At 61.5% G+C, this 24,529-nt stretch carries 16 protein-coding genes; 5 read left to right on the forward strand and 11 right to left on the reverse strand.

All coding sequences use genetic code 11. The features are described 5' to 3' along the window. The first annotated feature begins 93 nt into the window (after positions 1 to 93). The 3 genes from IC231_RS07250 (at position 94) to IC231_RS07260 (ending at position 8,757) form a co-directional block, all read left to right on the forward strand. Positions 94 to 3,786 carry a sensor histidine kinase gene (locus IC231_RS07250; protein ID WP_190783817.1) on the forward strand — a complete coding sequence of 1,231 codons (3,693 nt, stop codon included), beginning with the start codon at positions 94 to 96 and terminating at the stop codon, positions 3,784 to 3,786. 102 nt (positions 3,787 to 3,888) lie between these two features. Beyond that, positions 3,889 to 7,677: a hypothetical protein gene (locus IC231_RS07255; RefSeq protein WP_190783818.1), complete on the forward strand. Its 3,789-nt coding sequence runs from the start codon at positions 3,889 to 3,891 to the stop codon at positions 7,675 to 7,677. A gap of 267 nt (positions 7,678 to 7,944) precedes the next feature. Continuing rightward, on the forward strand, positions 7,945 to 8,757 hold the full coding sequence (locus IC231_RS07260; protein WP_190783819.1) for an alpha/beta fold hydrolase: 813 nt from the start codon (positions 7,945 to 7,947) through the stop codon (positions 8,755 to 8,757). A gap of 49 nt (positions 8,758 to 8,806) precedes the next feature. On the opposite strand, the gene IC231_RS07265 is transcribed toward IC231_RS07260, so the two are convergent. From IC231_RS07265 to IC231_RS07295, 7 genes are all read right to left on the reverse strand, one after another. Then, positions 8,807 to 10,867 carry a beta-N-acetylhexosaminidase gene (locus IC231_RS07265; protein WP_190783820.1) on the reverse strand — a complete coding sequence of 687 codons (2,061 nt, stop codon included), beginning with the start codon at positions 10,865 to 10,867 and terminating at the stop codon, positions 8,807 to 8,809. Between the two features lie 325 nt (positions 10,868 to 11,192). Further along, a complete protein-coding gene (locus IC231_RS07270; RefSeq protein WP_190784012.1) occupies positions 11,193 to 12,554 on the reverse strand; it encodes a DUF58 domain-containing protein in 1,362 nt (453 codons plus the stop codon). A gap of 137 nt (positions 12,555 to 12,691) precedes the next feature. Further along, positions 12,692 to 13,750, reverse strand: coding sequence for an AAA family ATPase (locus tag IC231_RS07275; RefSeq protein ID WP_223831328.1), 1,059 nt, complete (start codon positions 13,748 to 13,750; stop codon positions 12,692 to 12,694). Positions 13,751 to 13,918: 168 nt separating this feature from the next. Beyond that, a complete protein-coding gene (locus IC231_RS07280) occupies positions 13,919 to 15,304 on the reverse strand; it encodes a DUF4350 domain-containing protein (protein ID WP_190783821.1) in 1,386 nt (461 codons plus the stop codon). Between the two features lie 14 nt (positions 15,305 to 15,318). After that, positions 15,319 to 16,083: a DUF4129 domain-containing protein gene (locus IC231_RS20320; protein WP_190783822.1), complete on the reverse strand. Its 765-nt coding sequence runs from the start codon at positions 16,081 to 16,083 to the stop codon at positions 15,319 to 15,321. Between the two features lie 61 nt (positions 16,084 to 16,144). Continuing rightward, entirely contained in the window at positions 16,145 to 17,077 is a 933-nt protein-coding gene (locus tag IC231_RS07290; protein ID WP_190783823.1) for a hypothetical protein, read from the reverse strand. Positions 17,078 to 17,118: 41 nt separating this feature from the next. Continuing rightward, positions 17,119 to 18,096 (reverse strand): stage II sporulation protein M, encoded by a 978-nt coding sequence (locus tag IC231_RS07295; RefSeq protein ID WP_190783824.1) that lies wholly within the window; start codon positions 18,094 to 18,096, stop codon positions 17,119 to 17,121. Between the two features lie 190 nt (positions 18,097 to 18,286). Between IC231_RS07295 and IC231_RS07300 the strand changes: the two genes are divergently transcribed. Further along, entirely contained in the window at positions 18,287 to 19,015 is a 729-nt protein-coding gene (locus IC231_RS07300) for an RDD family protein (RefSeq protein ID WP_190783825.1), read from the forward strand. Positions 19,016 to 19,143: 128 nt separating this feature from the next. Here IC231_RS07300 and IC231_RS07305 read toward each other — a convergent pair whose 3' ends face one another. The 3 genes from IC231_RS07305 to IC231_RS07315 form a co-directional block, all read right to left on the reverse strand. Then, positions 19,144 to 19,863, reverse strand: coding sequence for an SDR family oxidoreductase (locus tag IC231_RS07305; protein WP_190783826.1), 720 nt, complete (start codon positions 19,861 to 19,863; stop codon positions 19,144 to 19,146). A 299-nt stretch (positions 19,864 to 20,162) separates the two neighbouring features. Further along, a complete protein-coding gene (locus IC231_RS07310) occupies positions 20,163 to 21,806 on the reverse strand; it encodes a bifunctional GNAT family N-acetyltransferase/carbon-nitrogen hydrolase family protein (protein WP_223831388.1) in 1,644 nt (547 codons plus the stop codon). 245 nt (positions 21,807 to 22,051) lie between these two features. After that, positions 22,052 to 23,173, reverse strand: coding sequence for a hypothetical protein (locus IC231_RS07315; RefSeq protein WP_190783828.1), 1,122 nt, complete (start codon positions 23,171 to 23,173; stop codon positions 22,052 to 22,054). A gap of 95 nt (positions 23,174 to 23,268) precedes the next feature. Here IC231_RS07315 and IC231_RS07320 point away from each other — a divergent pair, with 95 nt between their 5' ends. Continuing rightward, positions 23,269 to 23,745 (forward strand): hypothetical protein, encoded by a 477-nt coding sequence (locus tag IC231_RS07320; RefSeq protein ID WP_190783829.1) that lies wholly within the window; start codon positions 23,269 to 23,271, stop codon positions 23,743 to 23,745. A 119-nt stretch (positions 23,746 to 23,864) separates the two neighbouring features. Here IC231_RS07320 and IC231_RS07325 read toward each other — a convergent pair whose 3' ends face one another. After that, positions 23,865 to 24,521, reverse strand: a complete 657-nt coding sequence (locus IC231_RS07325) for a CoA transferase subunit B (RefSeq protein WP_190783830.1) — start codon at positions 24,519 to 24,521, stop codon at positions 23,865 to 23,867. Between the last annotated feature and the right edge of the window lie 8 nt (positions 24,522 to 24,529).

The following is a 24,529-nucleotide window of genomic DNA, read 5'->3' on the forward strand; positions in this document are numbered from 1 at the left end:
GCATTTTTGTTGGGTGCCGGTTCCTGCGGGGCCGCGTGGTGCCGTCCAAATCTACTCCTGTTGAAGTTCGCCCGCTTTCTACCGCCAGTATTGTTGCTGGCTGCTCTACTATGCTTTGCGGGAGCTTACCTGAGCAACCGCTACGGCCAGGCGCCCGGCGTACTGTTGCGCACCGACGCCGACCGGCTGCAAAAGCTGTTGCGCACTGCCGAGCTAACGGCCGAACAGGAAGCCGCTGAAATAACGGCGGAGGCGCAGCGCGGCGAACTGAATTTCGGCAGGCTGGTTAGCCAGACGACGTATCCCTGCTTCGTGTACCGAAACGAGCAGCTGCTCTACTGGTCAGACCACACTACCCGTCCCGAGCCGGAGCACGTAGGGCAGTCCTTCACGGAAAAGCTGGTGACCATGCAGTTCGGGCACTACATTGCCCTGCGGCACGCTGCCGGGCCTTACGTAGTGCTGACTTATGTGCCTCTGGAAAAAGGCTATGGTATCAGCAACCGCTACCTGCGCGACGGCTCAGAAAAGGCGCTGTTCCGGGGGCTGAATGTGCGGCTGGTGACCGGCAGACAACGGCCCGACCGCCCGAAGTTCTACTCTGACGAGGGGAGCTACCTGTTTTCGCTGGAAAGCCTGCAGCTTAACCCCGCTACCGGCAAGCGCCTGCCCATGGCCCTGATGATGCTCGGGTTCGGATTTTATCTGGGGTGCTGGCTGCTCTGGGCGTGGCAATTGGCCCGCGCCAACAGCGTGCTGGCTGGCGCGGCAGTGCTGTTGCTGCCGCTGGTGCTGCTGCGGGCAGTGCTGCTGCACTTCGGGCTGCCATTTTCCTTTATAGAACTGCCGTTGTTCGATCCGCGGGTATATGCGGCCTCGTGGCTTTCACCTTCTCTCGGCGACTTATTCATCAACGCCCTGCTGCTGGCTGTAGGGGCGTATTATGCCCAGCTGCTGTTCCGGCGCTACAATCCCATGCGGTGGGTGGAGCGGCTCCGGAGTTCGGGGCAGCGCACAGCGGTAGCAACAGTAGCGGGCGTGTTGTTTTTTCTGCTGCTGGAACTGTTGTTTCAGTTCTATTCCAATAGTTTCAATAACTCCCAGATCATCCTCGATATCACTCAGGATATCTCAGTGTCGGGGTTTAAGCTGCTGTTGTGCCTCGCTATTGTGCTGCACACGGGCTCCTACCTGGTAGGGTTTTACATGCTGGCGCAACTGTTTAGCGCGGCGGTGCTGCCCGAAACCAAGCGGGGCAGCATCTTCGGACTGGGCCTGAGCGCTCTGCTTTTCCTGCCGATTGGTATTGCGCTGGGCCAGGTGCACGTGCTGCTGGTGGGCATCACGCTGTGGTTTCTGCTACTGCTGCGCCTGATGGGGCTGCGGCGCGTGGCGGCGGTGGTGCCGTATCAGGTATACCTGTTCATTTTTCTGATGCTGGGTATCAGTTCGGCGGTTGGGGCCCTGGCCTTGTTCGAGCACTTCGACCGGCAGCTGGTCATCAATAAGCAGACTCTTGCCGGAAACCTACTCGTGGACAACGACCTGCAGGGGGAATTTCTGCTAACGGAACGCACCCGCGAAATGGCCGCCGACCCGCTCATCCGGACGCTGCTGGCCAGCCCGTTCGCCAGTTCGGAAGTGGTACGCCAGAAGATAGTCAAGCACTACCTGCGCGACTACTTCGACAAATACGAAATAGCGGTTTCGCTTTTCGACCCGGCCGGCCGCCCCTTGGGCGCCGGACCGGGGGCCGAATCGTTGTCGGATGCGCGCAGCCGGTTGCTGAAGAATGCGACCCGTACCGACCAGCTCAATCTGTTTCTGGTACGCGGCAGCAACTCGTTCAGCACCCGGCGTTACGTCGATTTTGTGGCCGTGCCGGCGCCAGTCAGCGGCTCCAGCACCGTGCTGCTGGAGCTCACACTCAAGAAGCTGACCAACTACAGCGTAGTGCCCGAACTGCTCATCGACCAGAAGTTCTTCCAGCCGGGCCTGGGGGCCGAACTGAGTTACGCGGGTTTCGAAAAAGACCGGCTGGTGTACAATGAGGGCGACTTCGACTACGTGAACCGCCTGTTGCCGCACCAGTACAACGACCCGCGCCTCTACCGTACCGGGTTGGTGGCGGGGCGCTACCACCACCTGGCCGTGCGCGACGAAGCCCAGCACCGCACCGTGGTGGTGACGACGGACAACTACAGCTTCACCGACTGGCTGGCCAATTTCTCGTTCCTGTTTCTGCTGCACACGTTTTTCTGGCTGCTCAGCATCGGGCTGTACCTGCTGGTGCGCGGCGAGTATCTGGAGATATTCCGCACCAACTTCAGCACCAAAATCCAGCTCTTCCTCAACTTTGGCATTCTGGTGCCGCTGGTGATTGTAAGCATTGCCACGGCCAGCCAGGTGACGTCGTCGTACAAGCGCGACCTGCGCCGCACCTATGAGCGGCGCGGGCGGGCCGTGCAGGAAAATCTGCTGCAAAACCGCGCCCTGCTCGCCGACTCCATGGGGCGCGCCGCGCTGTTCGAGCTAGCCGATAACGTATCCTCGCTCACCGAAACCGACCTTAACCTCTACGATGCCAGCGGCGAATTGCTGGTCAGCAGCCAGCCCATCATCTTCGAGTCGGGGTTGCTGGGTACCCTGATGAACCCGCAGGCCGTGGCGGCGCTGAAGGAGCATACGCAGCCGCGCGTGCTGCTAACTGAGCGGGCCGGCTCGCTCTCGTTCAATGCGCTGTATCTGCCGTTGCGCGCCCCGGAGGCAGAGGCCGGACAGGCGGGCCGGGTGCTGGGCTACGTCGGTATTCCGTTCTTCGATTCAGAGAAAGAGCTGGATAACAAGCTGATTGAGCTGATTTCGACCTTGGTGAACATCTTCACGGTGATGTTCATCTTCTTCCTGATTCTCACCTTCGTGGCCTCCCGGGTGCTGACCGATCCGCTGAAGCTGCTCACCGAAAAGCTCAAGCAGACCACTCTCACGGGCCAGAATGAAATGCTCGACTATCAGTCGAATGACGAAATCGGGCTGCTGGTGCGCGAGTACAATGCCATGCTGCTGAAGCTGGAGGAAAGCAAACAGGAACTGGCGGCGCAGGAAAAAGAAGCCGCCTGGCGCGAAATGGCCCGGCAGGTGGCCCACGAAATCAAGAACCCGCTGACGCCCATGAAGCTGAGCCTGCAGTTTCTGCAGCGCGCCATCCAGGACAACCGGCCCAACATTCAGGAGCTGATTGGCAAAGTGTCGCAGACACTTATCACCCAGATTGACGTGCTGACCGACATTGCCACCTCATTCAGTAACTTCACCAACCTGCCCGCCATGCGCCCCGAGCGGCTGGATGTGGCCCAGGTACTGCGCCGCTGCGTGGAGCTGCACCAGGGCAGCCGCCAGGACGCCCGTATCCGGCTGCAGCTGCCGGCGGAAGAAACGCCCGCCACCGTCTTTGCCGACGAAAGTCTACTGGTGCGCACCTTCAACAACCTGCTCATCAATGCGCTGCAGTCGGTGCCGGAAGGGCGGGGGGCGGAGATTGAGGCGCAGCTGGAAATCCGGCCCGAAGGGCGGGTGCGTATCAGCATCCAGGACAACGGGGCCGGCATTGCGGAGGAAGTGCGGGAGAAGGTGTTTGTGCCCAACTTCACCACCAAAGCTACCGGCTCTGGTATTGGGCTAGCCGTGGCTAAGCGCGGCATCGAAAGCGCCGGCGGCAGCATCTGGTTTGAAACTGAGGAAGGCACCGGCACCACTTTCTACATCGAGCTGCCGCTGGCTGGCTAAGCTGCGGGGTCAAGCCGAAGCAGAGCGGTACTTTTGGCGGCACGAATTGCGCCGCTTCTTACGTTGTGGAGCCGGGCAACCTTCCGGGTATAAAGACTTTCAATGATCAGCAGCTTTCCGCACCGCTTTCTGCGCTTTGGCTTGCTGCTGGTGTGTGTGCTGGCGTGGGCCGGAGCGTGGGCGCAGCAACGTGCAGAAACCCCGCCCAAGACGCGCCGCTGCGTATGGGTGCGTCTTACGCCGGGCCGCGACACCACCGATTTTGCGCTGAACGATACGCTGACCGTAGTGCCTTCCTCGGTCAGCACGCAGGGCCGCTCCATTAGCTACGACAGCCGCACCGACCGGTACCGGCTGGTGCAGCCGGGCCGCCGCCTGCCCAGCCCCGAGCCTGGTCAGCCCGACATCGTAGTGCCCGGCCTTGACTCAGTATTAGTGTGCTACCGGGTGCTGCCGCTACGGCTGGCCGCGCCGGTGTTTCGGCGCCCGCGTCGCCTGCTCGATAGTACCGACTTTCCGCAGCGCCGCTTCGGGCAGGAGGATTTTGCGGTGAAGGAGCAGATTCTGAGCACGCCGGGCATCAACAAAACCGGTAATCTGGCCCGCGGCATCAGTTTCGGCAACGCCCAGAACGTGTTTGTCAACTCCTCGCTCAACCTACAGCTCGAAGGCCGCCTCACCGACAACATCAACCTTACGGCCGCCATCAGCGACCAGAGCGTGCCGTTTCAGCCCGAGGGCAACACCCAGCAGCTGCAGGAATTCGACCGGATTTACATCACGCTGACCAGCCCGCGCTGGAACCTGACGGCCGGCGACGTGGTGCTGCGCAACAAGCCCGACTACTTCCTGCGCTTCTACAAAAACGTGCAGGGCGCGGCGCTGGAAGTGAACCTGGGCCAGACGCCGGGTGGCCTCAGCGGCTTCAGCACGCCCCAGCTCACGCCGCTGCCCAGCTACCCTGGCGTCAATCCGGGCACGTACACCACCACTACCATCACCAACGGCGGCCAGCCGCCCACACAGTCTACCGCGCCGGGCAGCGTGGCGCCGCCCGCGGCGTCGGGTTCCCCGTTTCCGCCGGGCACTTCTGGCACTATTTCCGCGGAGGAAAAGGGGCGGTTCGGGCCGATTCGCTCGTCTACGACGGTGGCGGGCGGCGTGGCCAAGGGCAAGTTTGCCAGTATTGATGTGGCGCCCATTGAGAACGTGCAGGGGCCGTACCGGCTGCGCGGGCCCAACGGCGAGCAGTTCATCATCGTGCTGGCCAACTCCGAGCGGGTGTATTTGGATGGGCGGCTGATGACGCGCGGCTTCGATAACGACTACGTCATCGACTACAACCAGGCCGAGGTGACGTTTTCGCCGCAGCACCTCATCACCCGCAACTCGCGCATCAAGATTGATTTCGAGTATTCCGACTTCAACTACGCCCGCTCGCTCTACCACCTGAGCCACTACCAGCAGGTGGGCCGGCTGGCGGTGCACGGCAACTTCTACCGCGAAGCCGACAACCCCGACAACTCGCCCAACCTGCTGCTCGACAGCCTCGACCGAATAGCCCTACGCGACTTGCCCGGCAACGTGGCCCAGGCCGCTACGCCCGGCGGCCAGCGCGTGCAGTACACCCGCAATCAGGTACTCTACAACCGCGAAACCCGCACCGTGAACGGCCTGCCCGTGGACGTATTCACATACCCGCCCGATTCCACGCGGGACGTGTTCAACGTGCGGTTTACGGACGTGGGAGCCGGCAAAGGCGACTATAACCTGAGCACAACCTATCCCAGCGCCAATGGCCGGGTGTACGAGTACGTCGAGCCGCTGAATGGGGTGCAGCGGGGGCGGTATGCGCCCATCCGGCTGCTGCCCGCGCCGCTGCAGAAGCAGATTGTGTCGGCCGGGGCCAGCTTTCAGGTAGACTCTACCACGTCCGTATTCGTGGACCTGGCCGTGTCGGACCTGGACCTGAACCGGTTTTCGCCTTCTTCCGACAAGGGCCGGGCCATGCGCGTGGGTTACGTGGTGCAGGACCGCCGTCTGCCGGGCCTGGGTTTTCTGAAGGACTACCGCTTCCGCAGCGCCCTCGATTACGAGTACACCAGCCGCGCCTTCGCGCCCGTCGACCGATTCCGGGACATTGAGTTTGACCGCAACTGGAGCACCACCAGCACCGTGCAGGGCAACGCCGCTCGTCGCGAAGCCCACGCCGACAATATCCTCAACTTTGCCGTAGGCGCGGCCAAAGACGAGAACAACGCCGTAAACTACCGCCTCAGCCGCCGCTTCCGGTCGGGGGAGGTGAGTGGGCTGCAGCACTGGCTGGATGCGGCCCGGCAAATCGGGGACGTGCAGCTGCGTGGCAGTTTGTTTCTGCTCGATTCGAAGGCCGGCAACAAGGAATCCAGATGGGCGAGGGGCGAGGCGGCGGCGCGCTACGTGGCCGGGTCTGTGGTGCCGGGCTACGCCTACCGCTTCGACAAAAACCGCGTGGCGCTGCCTTCCGGCGACTCCATTACATCGGCCAACTACTTCGACGAGCACAACGTGTTCTTCCAGAGCCAGGACTCGGCGCGCACCCGTTTCCGGGCCGACTACACCTACCGCCGCGACCAGACGCCTAACGCCGAACAAACTGAAATTCAGCGGCGCAGCACGGCCCAGACCTGGCAGGGCACGCTGACTACGCGCCTCGGCAAAAACCAGGACCTGGCCGTGCTGGCTACCTACCGCGACCTGGCCGCCCGCGACAGTGCCCGCCAGCGCACCGTGCTGACCAAGCTGGACTGGAACGCCAGCTTCCTGCAAAACCAGATTCGGTCGGAGCTGAGCTACTCCGTGGCGACAGGCCGGGAGCTGAAGCGCGACTACTCGTTTATCACGGTGGCCAACGGGCAGGGCACGCACTACTACGGCGGCGACGCGCCGCCCTTCAACGGCATCCAGGACCGGGACGAGTTCCTGGAGGCGCCTACATCGGATGCCGTGTACCGCACCCACATCAAAGTCTATCTGCCCACCGACGACTACCTGATTGCCTATAGCAACCGGTTCAGCTACCGCCTCACTACCAACGCCCCGCGCACCTGGCGCGACGCCGGTGGCTGGCGCGCGGCGGCGGCCCGCTTCTCGGCCATCAGCAGCATCACGCTCGATAGCCGCACCATCGACAACAGCCTTTCAGCCCGCCTGAACCCGTTTGCGTTCCAGACCGAAGACTCGCTGCTGCTCAGCCTCAATAAGCTGCTGCGCAATACGGTGTACTTCAACCGCTCCAACCCCATTTTCGGAGCCGAACTGACTGTGCAGCAGAGCCAGCAGAAGGTGCTGCTCACGCAGGGCTCCGATATCCGCAACCTGGCGGCCCAGAGCCTGCTGCTGCGCCGCACGCTGGCGCAGTCGTTTACGGGGCGCCTCACCACCTCGCGCAGCATCCGGCAGAATAACTCCGACTACCTCGCCAACCGCAACTACCGAGTGCTGGTGTACGAGGTGGCTCCCGAAATCAGCTACCAGCCCAGCGGCACGCTCCGCTTTACGGGCACCTACCTGCGCACCGACAAAAACAACCTAACGCCCATCAACGCCGAAAACGAGGCCCGCGGCGTGTTTGACGAGCTGGGGCTGGAAACGCGCATCAGCCAGGTCAGCAAGCGCACTATCACGGCCACCACGCGCTACGTGCGCATCGCCTTCGACGGCAACCAAGACTCGGTGGTGGGCCTGGAAATCCTGAATGCGCTACGCCCCGGCTCCAACTTCACCTGGAACCTGAACGCCGAGCAGCGCCTCAGCAACGGCCTCAACCTCACCCTCAGCTACGACGGCCGCAAAGCCAACGGCCTGAACGTAGTGCACACCGGCCGCATGCAGGTTTCGGTGCTGTTTTAGGGCGAGGTGGTTGCCCTGGCAACTCAGGTAGTCCGGCTGCCTGTTTTGTACACTCTGTATGCTGTAATCCAGTCAGGCTAACCAAGTAGACCCAAAATGGGAAAGCCGTGCTGTGTTGGGAAAAATTTTGGTGTAGTGCATAAACTCGTCAATTTTAGATTGCCTACCGCCTAACCGTATACACCGTGGGCTTTTAACCGCCTGACTTGCTACTGGTCAAGCCTGCAGCTCAAAGGAGGAAAAAGGACTATTCAGCACGCTACCACTATGGATGTTATCCTTCGTCATCATGTATCTACCTACGGTGCTGGTACACAGCCACTAGTATTCGCTCATGGTTTTGGCACCGATCAACTGGCGTGGAACTATGTGGCGCCGGCCTTCGCCGCCGACTACCGGGTGGTGCTCTTCGACCTGGTAGGAGCCGGCCGCTCCGACAAAGCCGCCTACGACTTCACGCGCTACCGCACCCTTGATGGCTATGTCACAGATTTGCTGGACCTATTGCGGGAACTGCAACTGCCCAAAGTGGTGTACGTCGGGCATTCGGTGAGCGGCATGATTGGGGTGCTGGCCGCCATCCGGGAGCCGGAGCTGTTCGAGCGGCTGGTGCTGCTAGCCGCTTCACCGTGCTACCTCAACGACGGCGACTACATCGGCGGGTTTGAGCCCGAGGATCTGGAAGAGCTGCTCGGCTTTATGGACCGCGACTACCTCAACTGGTCCAGCGCCATGGTGCCGTCCATTGTGGGCAGCGATATGCGCCCGGAGCTGCTCGATGAGGTGCTGGCCAGCTTCTCGCAGGTAGATCCGGCCGTGGCCCGCCAGTTTGCCCGCGCCACCTTCCTATCTGACTACCGGGGCGAGCTGGCCAAGCTGCAGGTGCCCGCGCTGGTTGTGCAGTGCGCCCACGATTCGGTGGCCCCGTCGGTGGTGGGCCACTACCTGCACGCACATCTATCGGGCAGCACCCTCAGCATCCTCGACACTACCGGGCACTACCCTCACCTAAATGCCCCGGTAGCCACCATTGCGGCACTGGAGCGCTACCTCCAAGCCGAGCAGTTAGCTACACAATAAACAGCCCGCCAGTAATGCGTGCCGCACTTATTGTGGTACCAGAGGCAGCCTACTGCAGCAGTTTCCCGAACCCGGCTACTACGGCTAGTTCCGTCTGCCCGGCGGGTGCTTTGGCGGCTTCCAGCTGCTTTTTGGCAGCAGCCAACCATGCGGCCGAAGGAGCCGTGCCGCGCTCCAGCTGCGTGAGGCGCTCCAGGCCCAGCGTAGCCAGCAGGCGCAGCTGCGTGGAAAGCGGCGCGTATTCTGTAAGTGGAGCCGAAGTGGTAAGCAGCGGCTGCAGGCGGGTGTCGTTGGTTTGCCAGAGCGTGAGCTGCTCACGCAGGACTTTGAGGCGCGCGCGGGTAGCAGCCGTGCGTGGTAGCGCCGCGGTTTTGGCCGGGCGGGCCGCCAGCAGCGAATCGACGTGCCAGCCAAACTGCCGCGCCCCATCCGATTCGGCCGGGGCCGCATCCACGAGGCGGGTAAGCGGGGTCTGGGGCGTGTAGGTAAAACCCTGGAAGTGGCGCTTATATTCCTTCACGGGTTCCAGCACGTCGGCCAGGTTGCGCAAGGGAGCTAGTGCGGCCGGGTCGGGGCCAGCCATCTGGCGCAGCAGCTGTGCCGGGGCCTTGCGGTGCTGCAGGCCCAGCCCTTCCAGCTGCCCGGCAACGGCGGCGAGGCGGCGGTACATGTCCGGCACATCCGTAACCGTGCGCGCCGACCACAGCCGCTCGGCCACAGCCGCAGCGCGGGGCCAGATGCGCGAATCCACGATGACACTGTCGGCAAACTCGGCCCACATGGTCGCCTCGCCGCCCAGAATCAGCTTCTGCTGCTCCGGAGTAAGGGGCGCGTCGGCGGGCAGCGGGTCGGTGGTGTAGCTGCTGGCGGCCGTCAGGTACAGGTCGAGGTAGTAGCCGCTGGACAGAATGGCGGGGTTGCCAGCCTTGGCGGCATCATACAGGCCCTTTTTGCCCCGCCAGCTCTGAATCACGGCGTTTTGGGGCAGGCCGGGGCCCAGAATTTCGTCCCAGCCCACCATCTTCTTGTTGTACTTCGTGACGATGGTCAGCACCCGGCGGTTGAAGTAGGTCTGCAGCGCGTGCTTGTCGAGGGTTTTGCCATCGGCTTTCAGGTATCCTTTTTCGCGGGCAAACTGCATGATGCGCGGGCTTTTGCGCCACTGCCGCCCGTCGTTCTCGTCGCCACCGATGTGGAAGTAAGGGTCGGGGAACAGGGCCGTCATTTCCGCAAAAAGCGTGTCCAGCAGCTCGTAGGTGCTTTCCTTGGTGGGGTCGATGGCCATGTTGGCGGTGCGCCAGCTCTGGTACACGCCGTAGATGGAGTCGTTGGAAGCCAGCTGCGGATAAGCAGCCATCCAGGCAATAGTGTGGCTGGGCACATCGAACTCGGGCAGCACCCGGATGCCGCGGGCGGCGGCGTAGCGCAGCACGTCGCGCACCTGCTGCTGTGTGTAGTGCTGGCCGCTCACTTCGTGCAGGCGCGGTAGCACCTTGCTTTCCACCCGAAAACCCTGGTCGTCGGAGAGGTGCCAGTGAAACACGTTCAGCTTCACGGCGGCCATAGCGTCCAGATTGCGCTTAATCACGGATACCGGCATAAAGTGACGGGACGCGTCAATCAGCAGCCCGCGCCACGCGAAGCGCGGCTGGTCCTGAATATCGACTTCGGGGAGCACTGAATGGCGGCCTTCAGGCTGCGGCAATTGTTCCAGCGTAGCCAGCGCGTGCAGCACGCCCAGGCTGGTGGGCGCATCAATCAATACGCCCGTGGGCGTGACGCGCAGACTGTACCGCTCCTCATCCCCGTTTTCCGGCTTCCCGATGCTACCGTACCGGATTTGCAGCGGCACGGCGCCGGCTGGTGCCACACCGCTGCCCACGTTGCGGTGCAACCGCACGAGCGTGCGCAGCACGGCGGCTGTCAGGTCGGCATCGAGCGGGCCCTGCAGCTCCGGTTTCAGCATCAGCTTCCAGCTCAGACTGCCCGTACCCCAGCGCACCGAAGTCGGGACCGGCATCAGGTGGCGGGTGGCCGGGGCCGATTGAGCAACCGCCGCAGTGGTGCAAAGCCACAGCAGAAACAGGGCAGCAGAAAAGCGAAAACGCATACGCGGGTAGGGTGGGGTGGAGGCGAAAGATACGGCACAGCGCATCGGGGGGCATCAAGCAGCATTCGTGCCGGAGGCAGGGGGCAGGCTGCGCCAACCGCTTCGGGCCGACGCAGGTGGCCATGCTCGGCGGCCACTGCCTGCTGATAGCCAGTGCCATAACCCGCGCAAGTACCCCGGCCACATACGGTGCCGCTACCCGGTGCCGCCCGAAACCGCGCTGCTACTCGACAGCAAGCCAACCTGCTCCCAAGCAACGCTCAGCAGCACGCTTTCGACGATTGATAAGTGCTATATCGGGCAGAGAAGTAAGCTCTGTGCGAGCTCAGATCAAGCCGCGGGACTTGAATTCCAGGTATTTGTTGATGGTATTCACCGTCAGGTGCTGAGGCGCCGTGAGCAGGGCGTGAATGCCGTAGCGGTTCAGCTCCCGCACAATCTGACGCTTTTCCTGCGCGAATTTCTCGGCAATGGTCTGGTTGTAGACGTCCTGCGTGGTTTCGGCGGGAGCGTCCAGAAACGCGCGCAGCTCCGTATTTTCGAAGAAGACCACCAGTAGCAGGTGGTCTTTGGCCATGCGCCGTAGGTAGGGCAGCTGGCGCTGCATACCGCTAAGTGTCTCGAAATTGGTAAATAGAATCAGCAGGCTGCGCTGCCGGATGTTATTCCGGACACTGATATAGAGCCGCTCATAGTCGGTTTCAAGGTACTTGGTGCGCTGGCGGTAGAGCACTTCCAGCAACTTGCGCATGTGGCCGCCGCGTCGGTCGGCAGGCAGCACGGTGCCGGGTTGGTGCGAAAACGTAATCAGGCCGGCCTTGTCGTGCTTCAGAATGGCAATGTTGCTCACTACCAGCGTGGCATTGATGGCGTAATCGAGCAGGCTGAGGCCCTCAAACGGCATCCGCATCACCCGGCCTTTATCAATGAGGCAGTATACCTGCTGGGCGCGCTCGTCCTGGTAGTGGTTGACGACCAGTGCATCGGCGGCATAGCCGGTGGTAGCGCGGCGGGCCGTGGCTTTCCAGTTGATGGCGCGCGTGTCGTCGCCGGCCACATACGGCCGAATCTGCTCAAATTCCAGACTGTGGCCCACCCGCCGGATACGTTTGACGCCCACTTCCGTCAGGCGGTTGCTGATAGCCAGCAGCTCATACTGCCGCATCTGCAGAAACGACGGATATACGGGCACCGTACGAGCGGCATCAAACCGAAACCGCCGCCGCGCTAGTCCCAGCGGCGACGCAACGTATACGTTCACGGCCCCAAACTCATACTCGCCCCGCTTCACCGGCCGCAGCTGGTAGCGGATTATATGCGTCTCGCCAGCGGCAATGGAGGCCCGAAACAGCACGTCGCGTCGCTGAAACTGGTGCGGTATCTCATCAATGGTTTCGGTATGGACCGGAAAGCGGTAGTGGTTTTCGAGGTAGATGCTGACGTCGTTGTCGGAGCCGTTGGCGAGCTTGTCGCCGAGTACGCGCCGCCCGAACACGTGCCCGGCCACACCATTTTGCGCCGGCGCATACAGTAGCAGCACATCCAGCCCGGCCAGCGCCGCCAGCAGCCCCAGCGCCACCTGCACCGGTGCCAGCCAGCCCGGCAGAAAGAACGCCACCACCAGTCCCAGAGTCAGGACGGTGAGGAGCAGAAAGAAGCGGCGGGTAAGGAAGAAGGATTTCAAGATGAGGAATAGAATTGACAGACCGTCATGCTGAGCGAAGCCGAAGCTTCTCTACCGCTTCGTTGTAATGGTAATTGATTAGCCAGAGGTAGAGATGCTTCGGCTTCGCTCAGCATGACGGTCAGTTGCATGCATGTACGCTACCGGGGAACCTCAATCTGCTGCAGAATCTGCTTCACAATGTCGTCGGCGGTGTGGCCTTCCATTTCGCGCTCCGGCGTGAGCTGAATGCGGTGGCGCAGCACCGGCGCGGCCAGGTACTGAATGTCTTCGGGCGTCACGAAGTCGCGGCCGCGCAGGGCAGCCAGGGCTTTGGCCCCATTGAGCAGCGCCAGCGAGGCCCTCGGTGAAGCGCCCAGATACAGGCCTTTGTGGGCACGGGTCTGGCCTACCACGCGGGCAATATATTCGAGCAGCTTGGGCTCCACGTGCTGGCGGCGCACCTGTTCGCGCAGGCCCTTCAGGTCGGTGGCCGTGAGTACGGCGCGCACTGCCTCCAGCGGTGTGCCGCCAAAGCCGGTGTGGTGGCCCTGCAGAATGGCTATTTCCTCTTCTACGGTTGGGTAGCCCACGTTCAGCTTGAACAGAAACCGGTCGAGTTGGGCCTCCGGGAGGCGGTAGGTGCCTTCCTGCTCAATCGGGTTCTGGGTGGCCAGCACCATGAACGGCTCCGGCACGGTGTAGCGGGTGCCATCCTGCGTTACCTGCCGCTCCTCCATCACCTCAAACAGCGCCGACTGCGTCTTGGCCGGGGCCCGGTTGATTTCATCAATCAGGACAACGCTGGCAAAAATAGGACCGGGCCGAAACTCGAATTCCGCCTTGTTCGGCCGGAAAACCGAGGTGCCCAGTACGTCAGAAGGCATCAGGTCGGGGGTGAACTGCAGGCGGCTGAAGGGCACTTCCAGCGTGCGGGAAAGCAGCTTGGCGGTAAGCGTTTTGGCAACGCCCGGCACGCCTTCCAGCAGCACGTGCCCATCGGCCAGAATGGCGGTGAGCAGCAGCTCCGCCAGCGCCTGCTGGCCGACTATCACCTTGCCCAACTCCTGCCGGATAGCATCGGCGTGGCGGGCCAGGTGGCTGAGGTCAGTGCGGGAAGTGAAGGGCGCGGCGGCAGGGGCATCATGATTTGGTTGCGCCGCAGGTTGTATGCCCTCGGCGTTGGGGGCCGGCATACCGGGAATCAGATTATTTTCCATCTTGAAAATCGAAAGCAGAGTGAGTGTCAGGTAGAGGAAAAATGTATTGAAATAATTTCATATGAACGGAGGAATATTTATCGATAATATAAATTCAAATGTCATATGGGCCGAAATGGAATAGTTATAAAACGGTAAAAGGCAATTAGTGTGCTCAGTGCAATTTTTTTAAGATGCCATCTTGCGGAACTCATTCAGTGCTTTGTTGAGCGCCAGGAGTTCTGCGTCCGTTACCTGTGGAGCCGTGAGCAGATAGTTGATGCGCCGCACCAACGCATCCACTTCAGGGCGGGGAACACCGGCTTTCTGGGCCAGCCGCTCCCGGGCAGATTCGTCGTTCAGGTCGAGGCCGGGCTCATGAAAACGAGTCCGCAAATGCTCCAGAAACAGCCCGACCTTTTTCTCAGCAATTGGCAGGTGGCTAGTGCCCTGCCGGTAGAGGCTGGCAATGGTGCGCGTGAAAAGAAGCGTGGTATTAGGAAGCGGCCGTAGCACCGGAATGACACGCTGCCGCCGCCGGGCCTCAAACGCCACGAACAGCAACGACCCAAGCATCACTAAATACAACGCCCAGCGCAGCGCATCGTGGGCCAGCACTACCCGCAACAGCGTTTGTTCTTCATGCCGTCCCTGTTTCTGATATTCGTCCCACCATACTGTGCGGCCGGCCGGCAGGTACGAAAGCGCCGCAAAAGCAAAGGGAGAGGTAGCAGGCTGCAGCACGAAGTAGTTGGTGAAAGCCAGCGGCACGGTGCAGAGGTAGAAATGTCCGCGGCCATGCGGCATGCGCACCAGCACCGCCCGCCCGGCTGTATCGGCGGCAAGCAGGGTGGCGGGCATGGCACTGTCGGGCAGCAGGCGGTAGGAGGTGCCCAGCGCGGGCAGACTAAAATTCCGGCGCCTGGTCTGGCGGGCCAGGGCTGGGTTGGTAAGCCGAAACACGGTAGAGTCCTTCAGCAGCGTATTTGCCGAAGCGCCCTTCAGGCGCGGGCGACTCACGAAAGGAGCGGTGCGGAAGCCCAGCGTATCGGCGAAATGGGCATCAAACTGCTCAGCGGCAATGAATACGTCGTTGCCGCGGGCCACATGGCGCAGCAGCGAGCGGCAATCGGACCCGCTTAACTCAAAGGCATCATCCACAAAAAGATAGGTCGATTTGGGGAAGCCGGATTCGGCCAGACCCGCCATGTAGTCGGCCTCGCCGGTGGCCACCTCTCCGGGGCTGGCAGTAGCGGGCTCAGTGGCGGTGGTATCGGGCTGGCTGCTCTGCGCCTCCATGGTATCGGCGGCAGCAGTATCGGCAAGGGACACCGTTGTCTCATCTTCCCCCTCAATCTGGCTATAAATGGGTACGCGCACCTGTTTTACGTCGCGCTTCGCTACGCCCAGCACCTCGGGCAGCACGTCGTAGAGCACGTAGGTGCCGTAAGGAATCTTGTCCTTGTTCTGGAAAGTTGGGGTCCAGTTGAGCGGCTTGGGACGGTAATATTCCACGGCCACATACGCCCCAAACAGCAGCGCCAACCCCAGCAGATACCAACGGAAAGTGGTCATGGTCCAGAAGTAGATCAGGCGGCGCGGCGGCCCGAGTGGAGTAGTTGCTGAAAAGCCAGGCGGGTGGCGCGGGCCTGGGCGTAGTGTGTGGGCGTGATGTCGTCCAGCTCCCCGTACCACACGTAGTCGAACTGCCGGGTCAGCTCCTGAAAAGCCTCGGGCAGCGGGCCGGCAGGCAGCTCGAACAGATAGTCGTGGTTGGTTTTGTCAGGCTGCCAGCGGATGAGGTTCTGGTCGGCGAGCTGCTTGAGCACGTGCAGATACCCCAGACGCACGGCCAGCCGGTAGTTGCTTTCTGCTTCTGCTGCGGCCAGCAGGGCATCGAAGTCCTGCCCGTGAATGTCCTCGGCCTGCACATCGTAGGCTAGCGCCCCCGGGCGCGGACTGCGGCCAAAGGCGCGTGTAATATCTACCTGCATCAGCTTCAGCACCACAAACACCAGGGCGGCTACCAGCCCGGCGTAGATGCCGTATTCCCACACCAGCTTGCCGGGGCGCGTTTCCAGCAGGTCAGAAACCCATTGCCAGAAGTGCCGCCAGAGCAATTCCCAGCTGCTTTGCTCGCTCTTCACCTCCACATACTGGAACTCCCGCTGCTGCCGAAAGGCCCGCAGCCGCTCGGGTGCTGGCTGCCGCAGCTTTACCGGCGTAGTCTGGTCGGGAGGCAGGGTATACGTGGCGGCGGCATTGCGGGGGCGTTGGGCCGCTACCGGCGGGGCCGCCAACGCCAGCAAAACCAGCAGCAGGCAGCCTTGACGAAAAAACAGAGAAACAGACACGACAGGCAGCAGCTACAGACAGGCGAAAAGCCGGAAGAACAGGGGCAGGAAGCCGAACCGGCTAATATTCGCCTTCCTCATCGGGGCGGAAGGCGTGGTTGTGGGCCACCGGTGCCGGGCCAGTGCCCAGACTATCCACGAGCGTGCGCAGGCCCACGCCTTCTTTGCGCTCTACCAGATTGAAATACTGAAACATAATAGCAAGCAGCAGCGGGGTGTAGAGCAGCATTCTGGCCACCGAAGCCACAATATTGGCCGCCAGCATCAGCGCATCAGACCCCAGCCAGGACCAGTGCATCACTTTCCCGATGATGGCGACATACTGCGGAACCTGCAGGATGGCGCCCAGCAAACCGATAATGAGCGACATCACGAAGGTCAGGCCAAACGTCGACCACCATTTGCCACTCATCAGGTTCAGGCTGCGCCTGATAGAACTATCGGAGCCCTGGTCTTCAAATACCTGTATTGCCCAAACGAGGCTCAGGGCAACACCCAGATAAATGCCCGGGATAAACAGAAGAACGAATCCTATCAGGGAAATGATGATGACCAGCACCGTGGACAGCAGCATGCGCGGCGAGTGGCGCCGTATTTCCTGCCATACCAACTGCGGTGTAACTTCCTGGGTTGGCTCCAGCGCCATTCGCACGCGCACATAGCTGTACACGGTAGCCCCCAGCACCACATAAGACAGCAGCATGGCCAGCATGCCCAGCCAGTAAGACGTGCCAAAGCCGTTGAACTGGCTTAGTTGAGAAAAACGATCTGCTGGAGAAGCGGTAGCCGATGCCTGGTCGAGCTGGCCCCACATCTGGCTCTGGGATATGCCAACGGCCACGCCCATTACCAGAGTCAGCGGCAGCACGAAGTAGAGCAGGCACTTGCCCAGGGGCCGCCAGTGTGCCCCCAAAAACTCAAACGTAGCCCCGATTTTGGCGCCAAAGTCCCGCTCCAGGCGAAAGTCAGATTCGCGGGTAAATTTTGCTTGCATAACTACTGTCCTGAGGGGTGATGCGCGGCCGGGCCGGCTGCTTATAAAGAGGAAGGGGAGGTGCTGGCGGCCGACTGCGCGCGCCGGGCCACGAGCTGACGTGGGTACAGAATGAAATACCAGATGATAAACGCGGCCGACGAGCCGATAATGGCCAGACTCAGCCACACGGGCATGCCCGTATGGCGCGTCACGAAGCCTTCCAGAAAGCCGGCCACCATAAAGATAGGGACCAGGCCAATAGCCAGTTTGAGGCCGTCGCGGGCGGCCTGGCGGAAGGCTTCGGAGCGGGAATAGGTGCCCGGAAACAGCAGGCCGCGGGCCATCACAAACCCTGCCCCGCCCGCCAGCACAATGGCCGAAATTTCCAGCGTGCCGTGTATCCAGATGGTGAGTAGGGAGGGCAGCAGCACGCCTTTCTGGTAGAAAAAGAACTGAAACGAGCCCAGCATCACCCCGTTCCGGAACAACGCCCATACGGTGCCCAGGCCCAGCGTGGCGCCCAGCGCATACGTTGCCAGCGCCACGTAGATGTTGTTGACGGTGATGGCTAGAAACATCGGCGTTTCGCTCATGCCTTTGTACACGGCCATCGGGTCGCCGCGCTCAATGTTTTCCAGCGTCTTGTTCACATACGCATCACCCAGCACCACCCGCACAAATGTATCGTCGTACGCCGCCGACAGCGCCCCCAGCAGCGTGAACACCGAAAACAGCACCAGTGCCACCACCAGCGGCGCATGATGACGCGCAACGAGCAGCGGCAGCTCCGTCTGCCAGAACTGCCTGAAGCGGCTCGTGCTTTCGGTTTTGTTCTTGTAGATAGCCTGATGCTGGCGGGCGGCCAGGTCGTTGAGGTAGCGGGTGGTGGGCGAGCCGGGGTAGAAGGTCTGCGCGTAGGCCAGATCGTCGGTCAGCTCCACGAAGCGGGCCGCCAGCTCATCGGGGCCGGTAGGGGGCTGGCTTTCGTAGAGCTTCCATTTGGCCTCGTTGAGGCGCAGAAATACCGCTTCGCGCATACGGAACTGACTGGATAGAAATAGCGGCGGATACTGGTGGCGAGGCTACGCGGGCAAAGTGGCTGAAATGCGGGCAGAACCCGTAATTTGCACCCTTGCCAGACAGGGCGAAGATGGGTAATTTTTCCGGGCCCGCCTCTATTTTCAGCTACCTAAATTCCGGCCAACGGCTGGGCCGCGTCGCCTGCTCATGAGTACTATCCGCGTTCAGACTACCCAAAACGTAACGCTCGAATACGAAGTCGCCAGCATCGGGGAACGAATGCTGGCCGCCATCATCGACTATCTGATTCTCATTGCCTGGGCAGTGGCGTGGCTGCTGTTGTTTGCGGTACTCCAGCTCAAAGGCGATACTATGGTGGTGCTGGTCGGATTGCTGGCCGGCCTGCCGTATGTATTCTACAACCTGGTCTGTGAGGTGTTTTTCAATGGCCAGAGCCTGGGCAAAAAAGCTCGCGACATTAAGGTAATCCGCCTCGACGGCACCAAGCCCAGTATCGGCGACTACCTGCTGCGCTGGATTCTGCGCATCGTGGACATGAGCATTCCCATGCTGGGGCCACTGGTCGCCATCGTAGTCATTCTGATGAATGGCCGTGGTCAGCGTCTCGGCGATTTGGCCGCGGGCACCACAGTCATCAGTACCCGCCAGCGGCAGAGCGGCGGCCCGCTGGCTCCCGCCTTCACTTCCCCCGACTATGTGGTGGTATTTCCGCAGGCCGCCCAACTCCAGGACCACGACGTGGCCACTATTCGCCAGCTGCTGTTCAAAGGGCTGGAGCGCGAAAACTACATGCTGCTGAACGAAGTGGCCACAAAAGTGAAGACCCTCACGGGTATCCAGACGCAGCTACCCGACGAGGCCTTTCTGCGCACGGTCATCCGCGACCATGCCCACCTGGCAGCGGTACAGGGCTAGACGTTTTCCGTACACAACACCCAAGCCGACATTGCTTAAGGGCAGCCATAAAGAAGAAAGGGCCCGCTACAGCACAGTAGCAGGCCCTTTCTTCTATGGATGTGAAAGGCAAAGCGCCGGGCGCAGGGCTACCACGGCACGTGCTGGTTCTGCCAGGTCACGAAGCTGCCGTTTTCCTCGTCGTGCAGCTGGTCGGCGAGGCGCAGGATGCCTTTGGCGGCCACGGCAGGATCCTGGGCGGCGGCGCTGCCACCCATGCCCGTGCGTACCCAGCCCGGATCTACCAGGATAGACAATACGCCGTACTGCCCGATTTCAGCGGCCAGCGCGCGCATGTACATGTTCAGGGTGGCTTTGCTGGCGCTGTAGTGATATGGGTCGCCGGAGGCTTTCCACTCCAATGAGCCCTGCCCCGAGGAAAGGCTCAGGATGCGGGCTTTGGTACCGGCGCGCAGCAAATCCAGAAAAGCCTGGGCTACCAACAGCGGGCCCACGGCATTCACGCGCAGCACCTGCAGTGCCCCATCGGCGGTGAACTGGCCCAGCCGCTGGTTTTCGGGGTCCTCGGGCCCCATGCCCGGATAAATGCCGGCGTTGTTGATGAGCAGGTCGAGACTGGAAGTTGCGGCTTTCACGGCGTCGTGCGCGGCCCGGATGCTGGCTTCATCCGTCACATCGAGCTGTACGAGGGTGAGGTGGCCGGGGTACTGCGAGGCCAGGTGCCGAAGGTCGGTGGCGGCTTCGGGACGACGGCTGGTGGCAAATACCGTGTCGCCACGCTCCAGCGACTGGCGGGTGAGCTCGAGGCCCATGCCTCGGTTGGCACCGGTAATAAGGACGCGTTTCATACAGGAAGGGCTTAAGGGAAAGGCGGGTTCCAGCCGGCGCTGAGCCGGTTGGCGGCCGGAAGTTTACTTAAATAAAAGGGGCTTTCAGATGGCCTCCGCCCAGCAAACTGGAAAGAGCCGCCCGGGAACGTTCCCGAACGGCTCTTTCGTAAAATTTTATTGTTCCGGCCGACGAGCGGCCACCACCAACGGCCGGGGTACGGAGCGTGTAGGGTAAAACGCGGGGCTAATAAAAATACCCTACACACCGTGTAGGGTATTTCACTAAAAACGGCAGCGCACCCTACACGCGGTAGTCCCTACCCCGCCGATACGGCCTTGCGGCGGCTGGAGGTTTTAACAACGCGCTCCTCGCCCTGCGCCAGCAACTCGTCGTCGCGCTCGGTTTTCTTCACCCAGCTCACCGAGTACAGGTCCTTGCGCCGGTCGCGCAGGTTCCGCACGGCCCCGCTGGTGTTCAGGTCCTTGAGTAGGTCCAGGTCCAGGTCGGCAATCAGGGTCATTTCGGTGTTGGGTGTGGCTTCGGCCACAATAGCATCGTGCGGGAAGGCGAAGTCCGACGGGCTGAACACGGCGCTCTGCGAATACTGAATGTCCATGTTCTCGACGCGCGGCAGGTTGCCGACTGAGCCGGTAATGGCCACGTAGCACTCGTTTTCAATGGCCCGCGCCTGCGCGCAAAGCCGCACGCGCTGATACGAGTTCTTGGTATCGGTCCAGAATGGCACGAACAGGATTTTCATGCCTTCGTCACTCAGCATGCGGCTCAGCTCCGGAAACTCCACGTCGTAGCAGATCAGGATACCGATTTTGCCAAAATCCGTGTCGAAACAGCGCAGCTTGTCGCCGCCGCGCATGCCCCAGTAGCTGGCCTCGTCGGGCGTAACGTGCAGTTTGTACTGCTCGTCCACGGTGCCGTCGCGGCGGCAGAGGTAGCTCACGTTGTAGAGCTTGCCATCGTCGTAGAGCGGCATGGAGCCGGCAATAACGTTGATGTTGTAGCTCACGGCCAGCTCCATCATCTTGGTTTTGATGGGCTCCGTGAAGGCTGCCATCGAGCGGATAGCCACCGACGGCGACTCCTCGTTGGTGAGGGCCATCATGGGGGCATTGAAAAACTCCGGAAACAGCACGCAGTCGGCCTTGTAGCCCGAAACGGTGTCCACGAAAAACTCCATCTGCTGGAAAAAGTCGTCCAGGTTTTTGGTGGCCCGCATCTGCCACTGCACAATGCCAATGCGCACGTTGCTCTTCTGGTTACCAATCAGCTTATCGGTTTCCTCATCGTAGTACACGTTAATCCATTCCAGCAGCGTGGCATAGGCCTTCGACTCCGAATCGTAAGGCAGATACCCACGAATGAGCTTGCGGACGTAGAAGTCATTGGAGAGCTGGAAGGTGAGGATGGGGTCGGTGAGCTCCTTGTTGCGCACCATTTCCACGTACTTGGCCGGCGTCATTTCGTTGGCGTAGGCCGCATAGCCGGGGATGCGGCCCCCGGCCACCATAGCGCGCAGGTTCAGGTTCTCGCACAGCTCTTTGCGGGCATCGTAGAGGCGGCGGCCCAGGCGCAGGCTGCGGTACTCGGGGTCTACAAACACGTCCACGCCATAGAGCGTGTCGCCGTCGGGGTTGTGCGTGTTGAACTTGCCGCCCCCCGTGATTTTGGAGTAGGTGTGCCGGTCGCCGAAGTCGGAATACTGCACGATGATGGCCAGCGCGGCCGCTACCACCTGCCCGTTGTCTTCAATGCAAATCTGGCCTTCCGGAAATTTCTTCAGCAGCGCGTTGTATTCGTCCTGGGCCCAGGCGCCCTCCATGTTGGAGTACACCTTGTCCATGATTTCTTTCACGGCCTTGAAATCAACTCTTTTCAAGGTGCGCAGTACCAGCTTATGCGCCGGAATAGCGGTAGGGGTCAGCAATTCGGGTGTCTGGGGCATGCCTGGCAGCGTATTTTTCTTGCCATGGGCGCCGCCCGCCTTACCGTTGGAGCTCGTTGCCATATGAATCAGAAAGGAAGTGTAGTGGGGAGAAACGCAAAGATAGAGCCCTTAGCGGGCCCGCCTGCTTTACGGCTGCACAACAACTTCGATGCTAAAAAGGCTCAGTGGAAAAGCCTGGCACAGAAAAAGCCCGCTTCGCACGTGGCACGAAGCGGGCTTCCGGTAGCTTACCTCCGGCTGCGTTACTCGCGCACCACGCGCCGCACGGCCACACCGGTTTCGGTCTGCACGCGGAGCAGGGCCACGCCCCGGAACGCTCCGAACAGCGTAGCCGGTAGCGTCGCCTCACGGGAAGCATGTGGCAGCGTGTGGCAGAACAACAGGCGGCCGGCAAGGTCGGTGGCGGTGATGGTGGCGGTGCCCGCTGCGGGCAGTAGCAGGCGTAGCGGCGCTGTGCCGCCCCACGGGTTGGGGTAGAAGCCAAGCACCGATTCGGGCAGTTGGCGGCTGGTGCCCAGCACCCCTAGGCGGCGGTAAAAGTCGCGGTATTCTATGCCCGAAATAACTTCCTGTGTCGCTACCTGCGTGGTGGTGATGGTAAGCAGCGGCACATGCTGGCCCACTGCCAGCCACTTGTATTCGCGCACGATAGGCAACTCAAAACCCTGGCTGATACCGCCCGCCGAAATACTGTCGCGGTCCTCAATGCGGCTCACAACCCGCACCGTCTGGTACGTGCCGAACGGTGTCGTGAGGCGGCCCCAGGCATCCACTTTATTCACCCGCTTGCGCTCCTGGCTCAGGTAGCCGGTGCCCGGCACGTTGATGCTGAAAAAGGAGTTGCTGGAGTCGGGGGTGCTGGCAAAGCTGAGAGGGAACCGGTAGATAACGTCCTGCTGAGCAGCGCTGGCATACGTGACAGGTACCGCCGTGCCCGCCAGCGTGCCACCATATCCCACGGAGCGAAAGTCCGCATTCGAGGCGTTGAAAAACTGGTAGGGTTCGGTGATGGGCAGCGAGAAGCCCGGCGGCAGCGGCACACTCTGCGGCGCCGCTACGGTGGCGCGGTTGCTGCCGCTGAAGAGCGAATTGAAGGTAAGCGTGTACAGCGGTTGGCTGGGAACAGTAGTGAAGCGAGCCACATTTTGGGCGGTAGCTACCAACGTGCTGTAGTTCCAAGTTTGGTTGGCGCCGCGCTGAGTCAGGGGCGGCGCACCGGCCGGCAGCACCAGCGCCGCCGTGCTTTGACGGAGCGTATCGGTAGCTACCGGCATATCGGCGCGGGTAATACTCGGCGACTGAGCCCGGGCCGTGACGGCACCGGCTAGCAGCAGGGACAGGAAAAGCGGGTAGCGTTGCAGCATAACAGAAGGAATTGCGCCGGAAAATATCAGGAACCCGAATATAGCACCTGGGCCCGCTAGTCGCCGCATCCGGCCTCTGCGTCGTACCTTGCAGTATGCTTCCTCCTGAAGAACGCAGCCTTCAGACCCTGGGCCGGCTGCTCAATCAGCCGGAGGGGTTTCCGCCCACGGCCTGGCTCTGTGCCCCGCCCGATGTTAGCCGCTGGCACCCCGATATGCCGGCAGCCGTGCTGCTTGTTGCGGCTGCCGGACAGGCCGTGCCTACGCCGCCCGGTCTGGTGCGCACGCTGTTCATGGACGAAGTGCAGCTGGTGATGGAGCGGTTACTGGCCCAGATTCCGGGGGCTCCGGCCACATTACGCGTCGATATTCTGGCCCGCTACAAAACCCGCCATGAGTTTCCGGCACTCACTAGCCACCCCGACACGCTGGCTGACCACTTGGCCGAGGCCGTACAGGCGGGCGGCCTCAGCGCGCCTGCCGCACTAGCACACCTGCGCAAATATTTTTCTCACTTCACGCTCGAAGCCGCCGAGCGTATTCTGGCCCAGGCATTCCGGCGGCTTAAGTAAAGGCGGTAAAAACCTGTCATCCTGAGCGGAGCGAAGGTTATCACGCTGAACAGAATCGTTCAGGTGTAATAAGGCCCTTCGCTCCGCTCAGGATGACAGATGAATCACCATTCACTGAACTATACGCCCGTCATTTCCGGAATTTCGCCGCGCACGACCAGCTTGCCGGCAGTAGCGGCCTGAATCTGCTCTACCGTGACACCGGGCGCCCGCTCGCGCAGTACAAATCCGTCGGGCGTCACGTCGATGACGGCCAGCTCCGTGACAATCTTTTTCACGCAGCGCAGACCAGTGATGGGCAGCGTGCAGGCCGGCAGCAGCTTGCTGGACCCGTCGCGGGCTACGTGCTGCATGGCCACGATGATATTTTTGGCGGACGCCACCAAGTCCATGGCGCCGCCCATGCCTTTCACCATCTTGCCCGGAATCTTCCAGTTGGCAATGTCGCCGTTTTCGGAAACCTCCATGGCGCCCAGAATGGTCAGGTCCACATGCTCACCCCGAATCATCCCGAACGAGTCGGCGGAGGAGAAGAGGCTGGAGCCGGGCAGCGTGGTGACGGTCTGCTTGCCGGCGTTGATGAGGTCGGGGTCTACTTGGTCTTCGGTGGGGAAGGGGCCCATACCCAGCAGCCCGTTTTCGCTCTGCAGCTCTACGTTGATGCCTTCGGGAATATAGTTGGCCACCAGGGTCGGAATGCCGATACCCAGGTTGACATAAGAGTTGTTCTGTACTTCCTGCGCAATGCGCCGGGCAATGCCGTGTTTGTCTAGCATGAGAGTAA

The sequence above is a fragment of the Hymenobacter duratus genome, from assembly GCF_014698995.1.
GTDB classification, from domain to species: Bacteria; Bacteroidota; Bacteroidia; order Cytophagales; family Hymenobacteraceae; genus Hymenobacter; species Hymenobacter duratus.

What these genes read in the sequence shown, in the direction of transcription:
- IC231_RS07300 (WP_190783825.1), top strand. Translation starts at nt 18,287, where the DNA reads ATGAGTACTATCCGCGTTCAGACTACCCAAAACGTAACGCTCGAATAC.
- IC231_RS07280 (WP_190783821.1), bottom strand. Translation starts at nt 15,304, where the DNA reads ATGACCACTTTCCGTTGGTATCTGCTGGGGTTGGCGCTGCTGTTTGGG.
- IC231_RS07305 (WP_190783826.1), bottom strand. Translation starts at nt 19,863, where the DNA reads ATGAAACGCGTCCTTATTACCGGTGCCAACCGAGGCATGGGCCTCGAG.
- IC231_RS07295 (WP_190783824.1), bottom strand. Translation starts at nt 18,096, where the DNA reads ATGCGCGAAGCGGTATTTCTGCGCCTCAACGAGGCCAAATGGAAGCTC.
- IC231_RS07290 (WP_190783823.1), bottom strand. Translation starts at nt 17,077, where the DNA reads ATGCAAGCAAAATTTACCCGCGAATCTGACTTTCGCCTGGAGCGGGAC.
- IC231_RS07315 (WP_190783828.1), bottom strand. Translation starts at nt 23,173, where the DNA reads ATGCTGCAACGCTACCCGCTTTTCCTGTCCCTGCTGCTAGCCGGTGCC.
- IC231_RS07320 (WP_190783829.1), top strand. Translation starts at nt 23,269, where the DNA reads ATGCTTCCTCCTGAAGAACGCAGCCTTCAGACCCTGGGCCGGCTGCTC.
- IC231_RS07325 (WP_190783830.1), bottom strand. Translation starts at nt 24,521, where the DNA reads ATGCTAGACAAACACGGCATTGCCCGGCGCATTGCGCAGGAAGTACAG.
- IC231_RS07265 (WP_190783820.1), bottom strand. Translation starts at nt 10,867, where the DNA reads ATGCGTTTTCGCTTTTCTGCTGCCCTGTTTCTGCTGTGGCTTTGCACC.
- IC231_RS07255 (WP_190783818.1), top strand. Translation starts at nt 3,889, where the DNA reads ATGATCAGCAGCTTTCCGCACCGCTTTCTGCGCTTTGGCTTGCTGCTG.
- IC231_RS07260 (WP_190783819.1), top strand. Translation starts at nt 7,945, where the DNA reads ATGGATGTTATCCTTCGTCATCATGTATCTACCTACGGTGCTGGTACA.
- IC231_RS07310 (WP_223831388.1), bottom strand. Translation starts at nt 21,806, where the DNA reads ATGCCCCAGACACCCGAATTGCTGACCCCTACCGCTATTCCGGCGCAT.
- IC231_RS07275 (WP_223831328.1), bottom strand. Translation starts at nt 13,750, where the DNA reads ATGGAAAATAATCTGATTCCCGGTATGCCGGCCCCCAACGCCGAGGGC.